The 14,259-nt window shown below is 42.1% G+C and carries 15 protein-coding genes and 2 pseudogenes; 8 read left to right on the forward strand and 9 right to left on the reverse strand.

The window, feature by feature from the left end:
* The 9 genes and pseudogenes from HPS56_RS10845 to htpG all read right to left on the reverse strand — a co-directional run bounded on the left by HPS56_RS10845 (window position 1) and on the right by htpG (window position 8,514).
* Complete coding sequence (locus HPS56_RS10845) at window positions 1-810, reverse strand: hypothetical protein (RefSeq protein WP_172276383.1); 810 nt, start codon at window positions 808-810, stop codon at window positions 1-3.
* Window positions 811-812: 2 nt separating this feature from the next.
* Window positions 813-1,412, reverse strand: a complete 600-nt coding sequence (locus HPS56_RS10850; protein WP_172276385.1) for a hypothetical protein — start codon at window positions 1,410-1,412, stop codon at window positions 813-815.
* A gap of 5 nt (window positions 1,413-1,417) precedes the next feature.
* Window positions 1,418-2,620, reverse strand: a complete 1,203-nt coding sequence (locus HPS56_RS10855) for a caspase family protein (protein WP_172276387.1) — start codon at window positions 2,618-2,620, stop codon at window positions 1,418-1,420.
* Window positions 2,617-3,174: a hypothetical protein gene (locus HPS56_RS10860; RefSeq protein WP_172276389.1), complete on the reverse strand. Its 558-nt coding sequence runs from the start codon at window positions 3,172-3,174 to the stop codon at window positions 2,617-2,619. The genes HPS56_RS10855 and HPS56_RS10860 overlap by 4 nt, the downstream gene beginning before the upstream one ends.
* Window positions 3,175-3,770: 596 nt before the next feature.
* Window positions 3,771-4,286 (reverse strand): annotated as a pseudogene (locus tag HPS56_RS10865) (transposase); the annotation flags it as partial.
* A 72-nt stretch (window positions 4,287-4,358) separates the two neighbouring features.
* Window positions 4,359-5,306 (reverse strand): IS982 family transposase, encoded by a 948-nt coding sequence (locus HPS56_RS10870; protein ID WP_172276391.1) that lies wholly within the window; start codon window positions 5,304-5,306, stop codon window positions 4,359-4,361.
* Between the two features lie 169 nt (window positions 5,307-5,475).
* Window positions 5,476-5,634: pseudogene (locus HPS56_RS10875) on the reverse strand (MGMT family protein); the annotation flags it as partial.
* A 7-nt stretch (window positions 5,635-5,641) separates the two neighbouring features.
* The gene (locus HPS56_RS10880; RefSeq protein ID WP_172276462.1) at window positions 5,642-6,157 is read right to left on the reverse strand and encodes a methylated-DNA--[protein]-cysteine S-methyltransferase; all 516 of its coding nucleotides are present in this window, start codon (window positions 6,155-6,157) and stop codon (window positions 5,642-5,644) included.
* Between the two features lie 302 nt (window positions 6,158-6,459).
* On the reverse strand, window positions 6,460-8,514 hold the full coding sequence (htpG, locus tag HPS56_RS10885) for a molecular chaperone HtpG (RefSeq protein ID WP_172276393.1): 2,055 nt from the start codon (window positions 8,512-8,514) through the stop codon (window positions 6,460-6,462).
* 180 nt (window positions 8,515-8,694) lie between these two features.
* Between htpG and map the strand changes: the two genes are divergently transcribed.
* The 8 genes from map (at window position 8,695) to ftsY (ending at window position 14,180) form a co-directional block, all read left to right on the forward strand.
* Window positions 8,695-9,558, forward strand: coding sequence for a type I methionyl aminopeptidase (gene map, locus HPS56_RS10890; RefSeq protein WP_253952448.1), 864 nt, complete (start codon window positions 8,695-8,697; stop codon window positions 9,556-9,558).
* A 24-nt stretch (window positions 9,559-9,582) separates the two neighbouring features.
* Window positions 9,583-10,617 (forward strand): tRNA (adenosine(37)-N6)-threonylcarbamoyltransferase complex transferase subunit TsaD, encoded by a 1,035-nt coding sequence (gene tsaD, locus HPS56_RS10895; RefSeq protein WP_172276395.1) that lies wholly within the window; start codon window positions 9,583-9,585, stop codon window positions 10,615-10,617.
* 75 nt (window positions 10,618-10,692) lie between these two features.
* Window positions 10,693-11,220, forward strand: coding sequence for a CinA family protein (locus HPS56_RS10900; RefSeq protein WP_172276397.1), 528 nt, complete (start codon window positions 10,693-10,695; stop codon window positions 11,218-11,220).
* Window positions 11,221-11,369: 149 nt separating this feature from the next.
* Window positions 11,370-11,633, forward strand: coding sequence for a 50S ribosomal protein L28 (gene rpmB / locus HPS56_RS10905; protein ID WP_172276399.1), 264 nt, complete (start codon window positions 11,370-11,372; stop codon window positions 11,631-11,633).
* A gap of 5 nt (window positions 11,634-11,638) precedes the next feature.
* Window positions 11,639-11,827, forward strand: coding sequence for a 50S ribosomal protein L33 (rpmG, locus tag HPS56_RS10910; protein WP_172276401.1), 189 nt, complete (start codon window positions 11,639-11,641; stop codon window positions 11,825-11,827).
* 20 nt (window positions 11,828-11,847) lie between these two features.
* Complete coding sequence (locus HPS56_RS10915; RefSeq protein ID WP_006950479.1) at window positions 11,848-12,006, forward strand: DUF4295 domain-containing protein; 159 nt, start codon at window positions 11,848-11,850, stop codon at window positions 12,004-12,006.
* Window positions 12,007-12,215: 209 nt separating this feature from the next.
* The gene (locus HPS56_RS10920; protein WP_256372619.1) at window positions 12,216-13,124 is read left to right on the forward strand and encodes a glycosyltransferase; all 909 of its coding nucleotides are present in this window, start codon (window positions 12,216-12,218) and stop codon (window positions 13,122-13,124) included.
* Window positions 13,125-13,226: 102 nt separating this feature from the next.
* Window positions 13,227-14,180 carry a signal recognition particle-docking protein FtsY gene (gene ftsY / locus HPS56_RS10925; protein ID WP_172276405.1) on the forward strand — a complete coding sequence of 318 codons (954 nt, stop codon included), beginning with the start codon at window positions 13,227-13,229 and terminating at the stop codon, window positions 14,178-14,180.
* The last annotated feature ends 79 nt before the right edge of the window (window positions 14,181-14,259 follow it).

A 14,259-nucleotide genomic window follows, 5' to 3' on the forward strand; every position in this document is an offset into this window, starting at 1 on the left:
CTACCTGTAAATATAATTTAAATACTCTTCCTTTTCCTTATTGCTAATCTTCTTGAATGAATCAATAAGCCACCCAGCATTGTTTGTTTCTCGTTCAAAATGTTTGATGGTAAACTTATACATAGGAACTTGCAGGAAAACAAATTGCAAATCTGCCACATACTCAATATTCAGTAGACCGCTGTAAACCAACGAAAAGAAAACTGAGGTTTCGTCAACAACGAATTTCTTATTCGCATAATAGGTTATGTAATCATCCCTTTCTGTCGTTATTCTGTTCAAAGACATAAAGTTGGTTTCATGGTCATCAGGCATAAGCATCGCCTTGGTTGCCTTTCGGGCTGGTTTGAGCTTGAAAGCGTCTCCAGATGCTTTCGTAATAACCCATTTATACATTTCCCCCTTTCTCTTTTCAACTGTGAGATAGAGGGTGAAACCTATTTCTTTGCCTTTAAGTTTCCCACAACATTCTGCCTTAGCTACCCATGTGGTATCTCTGTATGATAATTTTATACCATCCTTAGCTACAGAAGCAGCAAAGTTTTTTGCTTCCAAAAACAAAGAATCTTCAAATGATTTGAACATTTTTCCATTGAAAAGGTATAAAATCCTATTGGTTTCATAATCTTTATCTTGCTTATCTGTGCCTGGCTTTTCTTTTTCTCCATTGAAACGTGCAATGAAATCATCTACAAGATTGACACTTGCCCGAAATTGCTCCTCATTGAGAAAAGGGGCAATTTGGGCATTCGTTTGCAATAATCCTAAACAAGTCAGGAACATCGCTGTCAGTAATTGTTTTAATCTCATACCTAAAGTCTTTCTGTGTCTAATGCCTTCGTATCCCCAAGTTTGACAACGTACTCATTGCCATCCATCGTTTCTTCTCTTAATACATAGCATTTTACGCTTTTTTTTGTTCTATCAGAATAAACAGGTTTGCCGTCTATGTAGCCGACAAAAACCTGAATAAATACCGCCGTACATACGAAAGTATTATCATCAATCTGTCTCAACTTGCTCATCTGTATGTCATGAATGTCAGAGGACTCTATCTTAACCGTTGAGTATCTCATATTCATTAGTCCTGTGAAATAGTCCTTCATCAGACGACGTCTTGGCTTGGGTCTATACGTAGAGGTAATCTCCATTTCTACGCCTTTCTTTAGTCTGCCATCTTCTTCGTATTGTTCACAATTGGCTATGAACAGGCGAACAGCCTTGCCTTTGTATTTATTCCTTTCCTTTGGGCTATTTTTCGGATTAGCCATAGATTCTATGTTATCACACATTTGTTTAACTTTTTCGGCGGCACGGAGTTTAATCATCTCTTCTATGTCTTGTTGTGCAAATGAAGTTGTAGCAAATGCCGACAAGACAAAAACCAATGCAATTCTATATAATGTTTTCATTTTTTTTATTTATTATAGCATTCCCTTATGCTGATTTGTGATATTCTGTTTCCATTCACTCTGTATGATACAGGAACAACCTTTTCCAACAATCTGCTTCCCGAAATTCTTTCAAGGAAATCATTTATGTTTTCCTTGTCAATCACTGTATTACCGTCTTGTGGCAAAAATTTCACAACTGCATCTGCTGTGAATATCCGTCTCAATTCACAAGCTGCACTTTCTCTTTTTGAAATGCTATTACGCTTGTCGATAATACAGTCAAAGTAGGATGTGAGATAGTTGGTCACAATCATCTCGTCATTAAGGTTTAACAGAGAACTGGAATTTGGACTTGGATTGGTATTGTTGCCAGTCGGTGTCTTTGCTACAGGCTTTTGGATAGCTCCAGGCTTTGGCGTATTTGCCGACTGTAGATTATTGTCCCAGAACGGAGTCTGTTTGCCATTGCTACACTCGTGAACAGCATTCTTCACTTCTGTAAAAAGACTGTTCCAGTCAAGGTCTCCATCATACGACATATCCTCGAACAGAGTTACAAGAACAGCCGTAAATAAGTCCATTGCGCCTAATGGAGTTTCTCCTCCAACAGAAGACTGACCAACGGAAGCGGATGAAAGGATAAAATCACCACGATAACCAAGAAACATCTTCTGAATGGCAGTCCTTTCGGTTTCTGTCAATTCTACATTTCCATAATTCACAGAGAACGTAGGTGCTCTTTTTGCACTTGCTGTCTGAACGTTATTACAGCACATGCCAATGGTGGCGGTAAGTCTTGCACCCTTTGTCTTCAGTTCGTCATGTACCCACTTCAATGGTATGAATTTATGTTCTTCAGAGAAATCGCATCCCAAAAGCATTTGGGGGTAAGAATTGTTTTCGGATGCTGCATGTGTGCCGTGACCAATGTAATAGAACACGATGATGTCATTTTCATCACATCTCAAATTCTGCACCTCCGCCTTGCACTTTTCTGGCGAGAGGGCAGAATCATATATGTCATGAATGTCAGACATGTATCCCACATCGTGCAATGCAGCGTTAATTACATTGATGAAACGACTGTATAGAACATTTCTGCCTGTTACATCAAGTTTGCCGACATCGGCATCCTCTGTGTCAATGAAGGTAAGCCAATGGATTGTTTGGGCGTTTGTTACTATAGTTAATACACCCATCATTATGGAGAGGAACAGCTTCTTCATTTTCTTGTCATGTTTAAGAGTTCACTAAAATATTTGCATTCAGGGAACAACCGATTAGCCAGCCTCAATACATCTGTAGTGGGCAAGTCGTATCTTACAATCTCCTTCCCCTTTGCATCACATATATTCCACTTTCCTAGTCCGAAGTCGAAATTTGCAACACATGACTGACCCTTAGCAGCATTAAATGAGAGGCTGAAATTTGGAACATATTTGCCATATACCGTGTCGTTGCTCACATAGTTGGATGGAGCAGAAAGAATGAAGTCCAATACGTACTTGTCGTTTTTAGACACCTTGACATTGACAATAGAATCATTCTTATTGTCTTTGGTTTTCAATTTCAAAGAAGCTGATACCGTCTTTGCTTCAGTAAGAACAGTATATATGCTATCACCCAATGCCTTGCGCATTACAGAGTCCTTTGCTGTTGTTGTGTTATCACGTTTACTAGCATTATTCGTATAGGCGGAACAACTTGTTGCAACGCTACTTGACAAGACCACGAATAAAGACACCTTCATCGTCAGTCGATTAAACAATTTTGTTTTCATTTGATTTATTTCCAATTAAAAAAGGCGTGTTACCATTCTTCAGCTTGTTACTTCATTAGGTTACCGCCAAGTGACCTGCACGTACAACAAGCACAGAATGGTTCACGCCTTATAAGCGTGAACCTCCAGTCTGCTTGTTCTCGTACGTTTGAATGTTTGGCGGTATTCAATGAAGTGAGAACAAGAGCTAAAAGCTCAATAATTTATAATATGTTCTTATTAAGTAGTCAGTCTGGAAACGCCGAGTTAATATATAGAGGTATATACCTCATTGTATTCTTTCGGGGGAATGCTTAGGCAAATAATCCCGATGCGTTTCTTTGCGTCTTTTATGTCTGTTTCTTAATTCCTGATAATTTTGTTTTACCTATGTATTCTGTCTGTATTTCCCTTGCAAAGGGTTGCAGGAATGAATACGTGTTCCTGCGTAATGGATAGAACGTACAATGCATTTCTGCGATGTGGTTGTATTCAATACGCAACAAAGATACAAAAAACACCTGAAATAATTAAACAGTTTTGCAAATGAACCTTAAAACGTTTATAATTTAATCATATTTAAAGTAAGTTTAATGAATTTAAAAAGCAAATCATGCTGGAGTTATCATGAAATTGAGTAAATCCCCTTTCTCGTTACAAACCAGATTCAGCTTTAAACCAAAGAACCAGCCCATAAAACATTTTCCTCTTTGGGCGATTCCTTTGAATATTTTATGGATGTGTATCCTTTGGTTCCTGCATACTCTCAGAGGTGTGCTGTCCACGAAACTTATATCTGTACATTTTCCCCAATAGAACCTTCTTGATGAACAGCTCCAAAGTGACGGCTACTTCTTTCTCAAGTTTCACAAAACGATTGAAAGAGACTACCTTTGGGAAAAGATAACGCAGATGTTTGCATGCTTTTCCCAGATAGAAATGTTTTAGGCAACGGTAGCCGGAATCATGAACATTATCATTATCACCATGATTTCTGACTTTGACAAAGTTGATTCGCGGTGATAGTGACGTTTCCTGTATAATTTCAACGTATATTTTCCATCATGGCATAAAAAACTTACAAAAGTTATCGGTCTGCAAAATAATTCTGTAACTTTGTCCTCGGTGAGCATAACGATTATTGTATTGTAATACTTTGTAATCCAATACTATAAAGTTACAACAATTTTCTTTAATTACCAAATTTACAGATATTTATGTGAGTTCGGGATAAGTTTCTTCAAAAAAAGAGCCAGTTGTGCCGACTTTTCTACATGTACGTGCAGTGCCTCCGGTTTATTGTCGAACAAAGAATACGCCGTGAGTGCGGCACATATGTTCATGATGAAATTGTGTATCGAGCGATGTCTCGAATGTACAATTTCAACCTTGTTCTTGAGCAGGTCATTGATGCACTCTATGATGCACCTCTTGCGTAGCATGATTTTGTCCCAGATGGACATGAGCCTGTTCTTCATGTTGGCCCTCAATCCGTGTACAAGATGTATCCCCCTGTCAAAGAGGTCCTCAAAAAGTGCCTGTTTGATGTATCCCCTGTCGGCAAAGACTTTCCCATAGAGTTCCTTGGCGAATACCGTCCATACCCTTTTGTCTCTGTCATCGACATTGGCACCTGTCAGACAGAAAGTTATGATTTCCCCACTGTCATTGCACAGCAGATGCAGCTTGAATCCGTGGCACCATCCCATCGTCCCCTTTCCGTCCGTAGCCACGCCCTTGAACACCTTGTTGGCATAGCGGCGCAGGTTGTGGCACACGGGTATCATCGTGGAATCCACGAAACTGATGCCGCTGCATTTGCCAAAGGCATGTAGCTTCATGAAGAGCATCAAGTGGAAGAACACGCGGGGCATGAGTTCCACAAAACGGTTATACGAGACGGCATCGGGGAAATAGCCGGAAAGGTGCTGCCTTACATAAAAGAGATAGTAGTGCTTGAAGTTGGCGAACGAGCCGAAGTGATAGCAGACAAGGATGGTCATTATCTCACTATGGCTCAACCGTCCTTTACGGTTGCGGTGAGGGTGCTCCCTGTCCTCCAAAAGGAGGTTCTTTTCACATTCAGATGCAAATTTATTGCAAAACTCATCCATAATACAGAAAATCTCTATAACTTTGTCTTCGGTAATCATCGCTTATATTGTTTGTAAGTTATTGAATGTCACACTTAAATTTACAACATATCTGCGAGATTACCAATTTTTATAGCGACTTTCTTATCCCGAACTCACGTAGATATTTATAATTCGTCGAACTTACGTTAATTACCATGATTAGCCGTATCAGGTATGGCTCTTTATCTTATTGGAATCGCGGTGATGTGGAACCGCTATCTTGCCGTTTTGCCGCCTCCCAGCCGATGATAGCCGCTTTGCGGATTTCTCTCCAATAATAGTTGTCAATTTCTCCCGTCGCGCGGATTACGCGGTGGCATGGAATAGGAAACGCTACCGGATTCTCCAACGTATTACAAAACGCCTTCCAGCTTTAACAATGCCTGTTTGGCATCCAGTCCGCCTCCGTAACCTGTCAACGAATGGTCGCTGCCGATGACGCGGTGGCACGGTGCGAAGATTGAAATAGAATTGGCGCCATTGGCATTGGCTACTGCACGGACGGCCTTGGGCTTACCGATGCGTCGTGCCATCTCGCCGTAGGAGATTGTTTTCCCGAACGGAATTTTCAGCAATTCGTTCCACACCGTCTTCTGAAAATCAGTACCTACGAACAGCAGCGGCACATCGAATGTCCTGCGTTGTCCGGCAAAGAACCCGTCGAGCTGCCGCACGGCTTTTTCGATTACTTCCGAAGTCTCCTCCTGGAATTCGGCATTCAGCATTCTTTTCAGCCGCCTGTCCACATGGTCGCGGTGTTTCTCCACCCGCCAGTCGCACAAACAAAGTCTGTCGCCGAACGAACCAAGCATCTGCACGCCGCACGGCGATTCATAACGTTTAAATTTGATGATATTTTTCTCTTTCATGGTTTTCATACAGATTTTACACGGCCTGTAACCGTTAAGCCATTCACAGTCCACGTAAAATAGCGAGGCCGCCATAACTCTCCGGCTACGAGCATAGGCAACAAATAGTAAAACCTCAACATCCTCCGCAGATACCATACGGGTATAGCGGAGGATGTTTGGGTTATGCATTACGGCCGGAATTATCTATATGAATCCGGATAATGCCTTATCGTTAAGGATGTCATTTTTCTGTTTTAAGCCTTTCTGTCAGACGCTTCGTTTCTGCATAAAATGCTTAAACTTCACTTCTGCATGCAGTTTTATCTTATCAGGTCTACCGAGCGTTTGAGGAACTTGTCGAGGGCAGCGCCTTTCAGCATGCCGTTCTGCAGGAGAGCGAGGTCTATGAGCTGGTGGATGACGCTGTTGTCCTTTGCGAAGTTTGCCAGAATGTCATTCTTTTTATTGCGTTCTGTTTCAATAGCCTTTTCGGTATTGTTGAGGTCGTCCTTCTCTTCCTGTGTGATTTCCTCGGGCTTCTTGCCGTTCTGCTGCTGGTGCAATGCGGCAAGGCGTGCTTCCTGTCCCTTAATCTCACTGAGTATGGGCTTGAGTTGCTCTGCTGTGGCCTCCTTGCAGCTGTCAAGAACTTTCTTTATAAGTGCATGGTCGCTGTTGAGTACGAGGCTGAAGCTGTCAGGCATCTGTGCATAGAAGTTCATTCCCGGCTGGAAGCGGCTCATTTCCTTCATACGGCGCATATATTCGCTCTGTGTGATGACAACAGGTTGCGACAGTTCGCCAAGGCCCTGCACCTCAACATAGAACTCAGTCTTGTCAAGTTTCGGCATCTGGCTCTTGAAGGCGGATGACAGTTTGTCACTGTCCTCACTGTCAAGTTCGGTGTTCTTGATGTCATCTTTTACGATAAGGCGGTCGATGATGTCGCTGTCTACGCGTGTGAAGCGGCTCTTCTCAAACTTCTGTTCAAGCATTGATACCACGGGAGCGTCGAGCTGTCCGTCGAGGAGCAAAACGCTGTAGCCTTTTGCTTTTGCTGTCTCTATGTAGCTGTACTGCTCGTCCTTGTCGGTGGCATAGAGATAGATAAGCTGTCCGTCCTTGTCGGTCTGGTTGTCTTTGATGAGAGTCTTGTACTCTTCGAAAGTGAAGTATTTGCCTTCTGTGTCCTTCAGAAGGGCAAAGTCCTTGGCACGGTCGTAGAAACTCTCCTCGCTGAGCATTCCGTAGTTGATGAACAGTTTCAGGTCGTCCCATTTCTCCTCATAACCCTTGCGGTCTTCCTTGAATATGCCGGCAAGACGGTCGCTCACTTTCTTTGTGATGTATGTTGATATCTTCTTCACGTCGCGGTCGCTCTGCAGATATGAGCGGCTCACGTTGAGTGGAATGTCCGGTGAGTCGATGACACCGTGCAGCAATGTAAGGAATTCCGGCACAATGCCTTCCACCTGGTCTGTTACAAACACCTGGTTGCAATATAGCTGTATTTTGTTGCGTTGCAGGTCTATGTTTGATTTTACGCGTGGGAAATAAAGTATGCCGGTGAGATTGAACGGATAGTCTACATTGAGGTGTATCCAGAACATAGGCTCGTCCTGCATGGGATAGAGCGTGCGGTAGAAGTTTTTATAGTCTTCCTCCTTCAGGGTGCTTGGCTGCTTGGTCCACAGTGGCTCAACGTTGTTTATCACGTTATCCTCGTCTGTGTCAACCTGCTTGCCGTCTTTCCATTCTGTCTTTTTGCCGAAAGCGACAGGTACGGGCATGAATTTGCAGTATTTGTTGAGCAGTTGCTGTATTTTCTGCTTGTCAAGGTATTCTTTGCAGTCATCGTCTACATATAGGATGATGTCGCTTCCGCGGAGTTCTCGCTCCGCATCGTCAATCTCGTATGCAGGGCTTCCGTCGCAACTCCATTTCACGGCCTTTGCACCGTCCTTATAGCTGCGGGTGATTATTTCCACCTTCTTGCTCACCATGAATGAAGAATAGAATCCCAAACCGAAATGGCCGATGATATTGTTGGCATTGTCCTTATATTTCTCAAGGAAGTCGTTGACACCGGAAAAGGCAATCTGGTTGATATATTTGTCTATTTCCTCTTCTGTCATTCCAATACCGTGGTCGCTGATAGTGATTGTGCCGGCAGTCTCGTCAACAGCTACGCGTACGGTGAGATCGCCGAGCTCGCCCTTGAAGTCGCCCTTGTCTGCGAGAGTCTTGATTTTCTGAGTCGCGTCAACGGCATTTGAAATCATCTCACGCAAGAATATCTCATGGTCTGAATATAAGAACTTTTTGATGACGGGGAAGATGTTCTCGGTTGTAACCCCGATGTTTCCTTTTTGCATGATATTGTATTAAAATGTTGTTTATAATTAATGTCGTATGAATGCATGTATACATCCGAAATGGATATTGCAAATAGTATGCCAAACAAAATGAAGTTAACAAGGTTAATTTAATAGTGGTAAATTATGTTATTTTGTGGAAATGTTGTAATTTTGCAGGGATTTTTATGTCATGGAATTATGTTTGGAAAGAAAAGACGTTGGCATGTTCTCTCTGGTCAGCAGCCGTCAGAACTGGACAAGAAAGTTATGTACTGGGAGAATAAGGGCAGGCTTGTTCCTACCCGTGACCTGATAAAGACAGACGAACAGATAGAAGGCATACGTAAAAGCGGTGAGATAAACACAGGTGTGCTTGATGAGGTTGAGCGGCTTATACATCCGGGCATGAGCACTCTTGAGATAGATAAGATATGTTATGACTATTGTACATCTCACGGGGCTGTGCCGGCATGTCTCAATTATGAAGGTTTCCCGAAAAGCGTGTGCACGAGCATAAACGAGGTCGTTTGTCATGGAATACCTAAGGAGAGTGATATTCTTAAGGAAGGAGATATTGTGAATGTCGACTTTACCACAATCTATAACGGCTATTATGCGGATGCTTCAAGAATGTTCATAATAGGCGGGAAGACGACTCCTGAAAAAGAGCAGCTTGTAAGAGTGGCAAAGGAATGCCTGGAGATTGGTGCCGAGGCGGCAAAGCCGTTTTGTTTTGTTGGAGACATAGGCCATGCAATTGAAAAACATGCGAAAAAGTATGGATACGGCATAGTGCGCGACCTTTGTGGACATGGAGTGGGCCTGAAGTTTCACGAGGAGCCTGAAGTGATGCATTACGGACATAAGGGAACAGGTATGCTGATTGTGCCGGGCATGGTGTTCACTATAGAGCCGATGGTGAATATGGGTACCTGGAAAGTCTTTATAGATGCCGACGACAAATATGGTTGGGAGGTAGTCACCGGTGATGAGCTTCCGAGTGCGCAATGGGAGCATACGTTCCTTATGACAGAACATGGGGTAGAGATACTCACACGTTAAAATCATAATGTCATTGTTACGGATATGAGTGATAATAAGGATATATATATATTAGGTATAGAAAGCAGTTGCGATGATACTTCTGCGGCGGTGTTGCGTAATGGTGTATTGCTTAGCAATGTTACGGCAAGTCAGGATGTGCATAAGGCTTATGGCGGTGTGGTGCCTGAGCTTGCCTCACGTGCCCACCAGCAAAACATTGTGCCGGTTGTGGATCAGGCATTGAAGCGTGCGGGTATTGTCAAAGAGCAGCTTGCTGCGGTAGCTTTTACCCGTGGACCGGGACTTATGGGGTCGTTGCTTGTCGGTGTGAGCTTTGCAAAAGGATTCGCACGCTCGCTCGGCATACCTCTTATAGATGTGAATCATCTTCAGGGACACGTGATGGCTCATTTCATAAAGGAGACAGATGACGATACGTCCAATCCTCCGTTGCCGTTTATATGTCTTCTTGTAAGCGGAGGTAATTCGCAGATAGTAAAGGTAAATAAGTATAATGACATGGAAGTGCTCGGGCAAACCATTGACGATGCGGCCGGCGAGGCAATAGACAAATGTTCAAAGGTGATGGGGCTGGGGTATCCAGGTGGCCCGATTATTGATAAACTTGCGAGGCAGGGCAATCCTAAGGCATATAAGTTTTCCGAACCTCATATCCCGGGACTTGACTATAGTTTCAGCGGGTTGAAGACATCGTTTCTTTATAATCTGCGTGAATGGGTTGCGGAAGATCCTGATTTTATAGAGAAGAATAAAAACGACATCGCGGCAAGTCTTGAATTTACAATAGTTGATATACTGATGAAGAAACTCAAGCTTGCGGTAAAACAAACAGGAATAAAGCATGTTGCCGTGGCGGGAGGTGTAAGTGCGAATAATGGATTGAGGAATGCTTTTCATGATTATGCCAGACGTTATGGATGGACGGTGTATATTCCCAAATTCAGCTATACGACCGACAATGCCGCAATGATAGGAATTGTAGGATATCATAAGTATCTTGACGGGGATTTCTGTAGCATAGACATGCCTGCCTTTTCAAAGGTGACGTTTAATTAGAGGCGTGTATTGCTGGTAGAAAACAGATGACCGGAAAATCCGGATGGATTATCATATATAAAAACAAATAATGTGATGAATTTTGAAAACAAGGTAACAAGCAGGGAGATAAGTCAGTTGCTGTGGGAGCGTGAAGAAACAGTCGGTACAGCGGAAAGTTGTACAGGTGGACGTATTGCCGAAGCGATAATATCTGTTCCCGGAGCTTCCAAATATTTTAAAGGAGGTGTCATATCATATACTGACGATGTGAAAGCAAGTCTTCTCGGAGTGGATAAAAAACTACTGGAGGAGAAGACAGCTGTGTGTGAGGAGGTTGTTGTGGCAATGGTGAAAGGAGCGTGCAGGACACTTGACACGACTTATGCTATCGCCTCCACAGGGGTTGCGGGTCCCGGAGGAGGAACCAAGGATACACCTGTTGGAATGATATGGGTGGCCTGTGGTACTGAGGATGAGGTCGTTACATATTTGCTGACAGAAGACAACGGGCGTGATGTAAACCTGTCATTTGCCACGAATAAGGCTATGCAGATGTTTCTTGAGTATTTGCAGTCAAAAGAAGATAAGGTAAAGGAAGAGGCTGATACGAAAATGGTATGAGGTTTGGGGATGCAAAAAGACCTTGAAAATAAAATAATTCTTAAATTTATTATTTTTATAACCAAAATTTTGTTTTTTCAAAATAATAGCGTAACTTTGCATCCTGTTTGGAATAAGTTATAAAAAAGAACCCGAAAACTTAGATAGAAATGTCGAAGATTTGTCAGATTACAGGAAAGAAGGCACAGATAGGTTGTAATGTGTCTCACTCAAAGCACCGTACAAAGAGAAGCTTTGATGTAAACCTTTTCAGCAAGAAATTCTATTATGTAGAGGAGGATTGCTGGATTCGCTTGAAAATCAGTGCAGCCGGTCTGCGTATGATTAATAAGGTTGGTCTTGACGCTGCTTTGAAGCAGGCTGTGGCCAAAGGCTTTTTGGAGTGGAAAGACATTAAAGTTATAGGAGACTAATAGCAATGGCAAAGAAAGCAAAAGGCAATAGAGTTCAGGTTATTCTTGAGTGTACAGAAATAAAGAATAGCGGTATGCCAGGTACAAGCCGTTATGTAACAACCAAGAATCGTAAGAATACTCCTGACAGAATGGAACTTATGAAGTATAATCCTATTTTGAAGAAGATGACTCTTCATAAGGAAATAAAATAATAATATTAAGCACTTAAACAATGGCAAAGAAAACCGTTGCTACCCTCCATGAAGGCTCAAAGGATGGTCGCGCTTATACAAAAGTAATAAAGATGGTAAAAAGCCCCAAGACCGGTGCTTACATCTTTGACGAGCAGATGGTTCCTAACGAGGCAGTTAAGGACTTTTTTAAGAATTGATAGTTTATCATCATATTCGGGAAGGCTGCAACATTACCGTTGCGGCCTTCTTTTATGAATGATTTTTAATAAAAGTATATAGTCGCACCGGATGTTCTTAGTTTGCCCTACAAACTCATTTCTGGGTATGGATATAGCTTTGTGATGTGTCGGAGGTTATTTTTGATGAGTGTGCTTTTGTGATTATTTCAATGTATTGATTCGTGTAAATGTTAAGTGTTGTCGTTCCTGTTTATAATGTTGAGAAGACATTGAATCGCTGTGTAGAGAGTATACTTGCACAGGATATTGATGATATTGAGGTTATTCTTGTTGATGACGGTTCTTCTGACGGTTCTTCTGGAAAGTGTGACTTATGGGCGGAAACAGATTCAAGAATAAAGGTTATACACAAGGAAAACGGAGGGCTTAGTGATGCGAGAAATACAGGCATAATAAATGCAAGGGGGGAGTATATAACTTTTGTTGACTCAGATGATTTTCTTAGTGCAGGCACGTATTGCGGAGTGATGCGTGATATGTTGGACAATCCGGATTGTGATATAGTTGAGTTTCCCGTATGCCGTATTTATAAAGGAGGAAAATGCGATTCTATTCATTTCCCTAAGAAAGTCTATGATAATATAGAGGATTATTGGCTTTCCGCTAAAGCTTATTTACATACATACGCATGGAATAAAATCTATAAAAGAAGACTGTTTGACGATGTTAGGTTTCCTGTAGGAAAAATCTTTGAGGATGTGTGTACATATCCGCTTCTGTTGCGGAAAGTTTCAAAAGTACTTATGTCGGAAGCGGGACAATATAACTATTGTTATAATGAAAACGGAATAACGGCTACTGATGACGGTAGCGGACTTGAGATATTGGTTGATGAACATTGGAGGATATATAATGTTCTTTCGGTAAAGGCCGACAGAAAGAGGGATTATTATATGCATATTCTTGATATGCAGATTGCTGTATGCAGGTTTACGGGAAAGAGTCCTGTAATAGATGGTATAAAAGTAAGTCTTTGTGGATTGTCGTTACGTCATGTAATAAAAGCATTGATATTGAATGTTTTTGGTATAAGGGTCGTATGCCGTGTGTTTGTCCGGCGGTTGTTTGTTGTATGATATTGTAAAAGTAGTTTGTTTGTAGGCTTTTACGATAAATTTTGCCTGATAATTCCGTTATTTGCGGAAAAATTAGTAAGTTTGCAGTTAAAACGTATTATTATGGGAATTTTCGGATTTTTCAATAAGAATAAAAAGGAGACCCTTGACAAAGGACTGGAAAAGACAAAAACAAGTGTCTTTGATAAAATTGCGCGTGCCGTTGCCGGAAAGTCGAAGGTTGATGATGAGGTGCTGGATAACCTTGAGGAGGTTCTTATCACCAGTGATGTCGGTGTAGAGACAACACTGAAGGTAATAAAGCGCATAGAAGAGCGTGTGGCTCGTGACAAATATGTGAGCACCTTAGAGCTGAATTCTATCCTTCGAGATGAGATTGCAGGCCTGTTGTCAGAGAACAATACAGATGATAATGAAAATTGGGATCTTCCTTCCGATCATTCTCCGTATGTCATTCTTGTTGTAGGAGTAAACGGTGTCGGCAAGACCACTACGATAGGCAAGTTGGCCTATCAATTCAAGAATGCCGGTAAAAAGGTTTATCTTGGAGCGGCTGACACTTTCCGTGCCGCAGCTGTTGAGCAGCTGTGTATTTGGGGTGAAAGGGTAGGAGTGCCTGTGATTAAACAACAGATGGGAAGTGACCCTGCGTCTGTAGCATTTGATACGCTTAGCAGTGCGAAGGCAAACAATGCGGATGTTGTTATTATAGATACTGCCGGCCGTCTTCACAATAAGATTGGTCTGATGAATGAGCTTAAGAAAATAAAGGACGTGATGAAGAAGGTCTATACAACGGCTCCAGATGAGGTGTTGCTTGTTTTAGACGGAAGTACCGGACAGAATGCTTTTGAGCAGGCTAAACAATTCGCTGCCGTGACTCAGATTTCATCGCTTGCAATCACAAAACTTGATGGAACGGCAAAAGGTGGAGTGGTTATCGGTATCAGCGACCAGTTGAAGGTGCCGGTTAAGTATATTGGTCTTGGTGAGGGTATGGAAGATTTACAGCTTTTCAATAAACGCCAATTTGTAGATTCCTTGTTTAAGAAATAATTTGGTGGTTATAAACTTTTGTGCGACATGTTTTATTCTATTGGTGGCATGTGCGACATGAGTTTATTTTATTTACGTA

Source organism: Xylanibacter muris (assembly GCF_013166605.1).
GTDB lineage: Bacteria > Bacteroidota > Bacteroidia > Bacteroidales > Bacteroidaceae > Prevotella > Prevotella muris.

Coding starts and splice junctions, on each gene's coding strand:
- HPS56_RS10845 (WP_172276383.1), bottom strand. CDS start 810: ATGAGATTAAAACAATTACTGACAGCGATGTTCCTGACTTGTTTAGGA.
- HPS56_RS10850 (WP_172276385.1), bottom strand. CDS start 1,412: ATGAAAACATTATATAGAATTGCATTGGTTTTTGTCTTGTCGGCATTT.
- HPS56_RS10855 (WP_172276387.1), bottom strand. CDS start 2,620: ATGAAGAAGCTGTTCCTCTCCATAATGATGGGTGTATTAACTATAGTA.
- HPS56_RS10860 (WP_172276389.1), bottom strand. CDS start 3,174: ATGAAAACAAAATTGTTTAATCGACTGACGATGAAGGTGTCTTTATTC.
- HPS56_RS10870 (WP_172276391.1), bottom strand. CDS start 5,306: ATGATTACCGAAGACAAAGTTATAGAGATTTTCTGTATTATGGATGAG.
- HPS56_RS10880 (WP_172276462.1), bottom strand. CDS start 6,157: ATGAAAGAGAAAAATATCATCAAATTTAAACGTTATGAATCGCCGTGC.
- htpG (WP_172276393.1), bottom strand. CDS start 8,514: ATGCAAAAAGGAAACATCGGGGTTACAACCGAGAACATCTTCCCCGTC.
- map (WP_253952448.1), top strand. CDS start 8,695: ATGTTTGGAAAGAAAAGACGTTGGCATGTTCTCTCTGGTCAGCAGCCG.
- tsaD (WP_172276395.1), top strand. CDS start 9,583: ATGAGTGATAATAAGGATATATATATATTAGGTATAGAAAGCAGTTGC.
- HPS56_RS10900 (WP_172276397.1), top strand. CDS start 10,693: ATGAATTTTGAAAACAAGGTAACAAGCAGGGAGATAAGTCAGTTGCTG.
- rpmB (WP_172276399.1), top strand. CDS start 11,370: ATGTCGAAGATTTGTCAGATTACAGGAAAGAAGGCACAGATAGGTTGT.
- rpmG (WP_172276401.1), top strand. CDS start 11,639: ATGGCAAAGAAAGCAAAAGGCAATAGAGTTCAGGTTATTCTTGAGTGT.
- HPS56_RS10915 (WP_006950479.1), top strand. CDS start 11,848: ATGGCAAAGAAAACCGTTGCTACCCTCCATGAAGGCTCAAAGGATGGT.
- HPS56_RS10920 (WP_256372619.1), top strand. CDS start 12,216: ATGTTAAGTGTTGTCGTTCCTGTTTATAATGTTGAGAAGACATTGAAT.
- ftsY (WP_172276405.1), top strand. CDS start 13,227: ATGGGAATTTTCGGATTTTTCAATAAGAATAAAAAGGAGACCCTTGAC.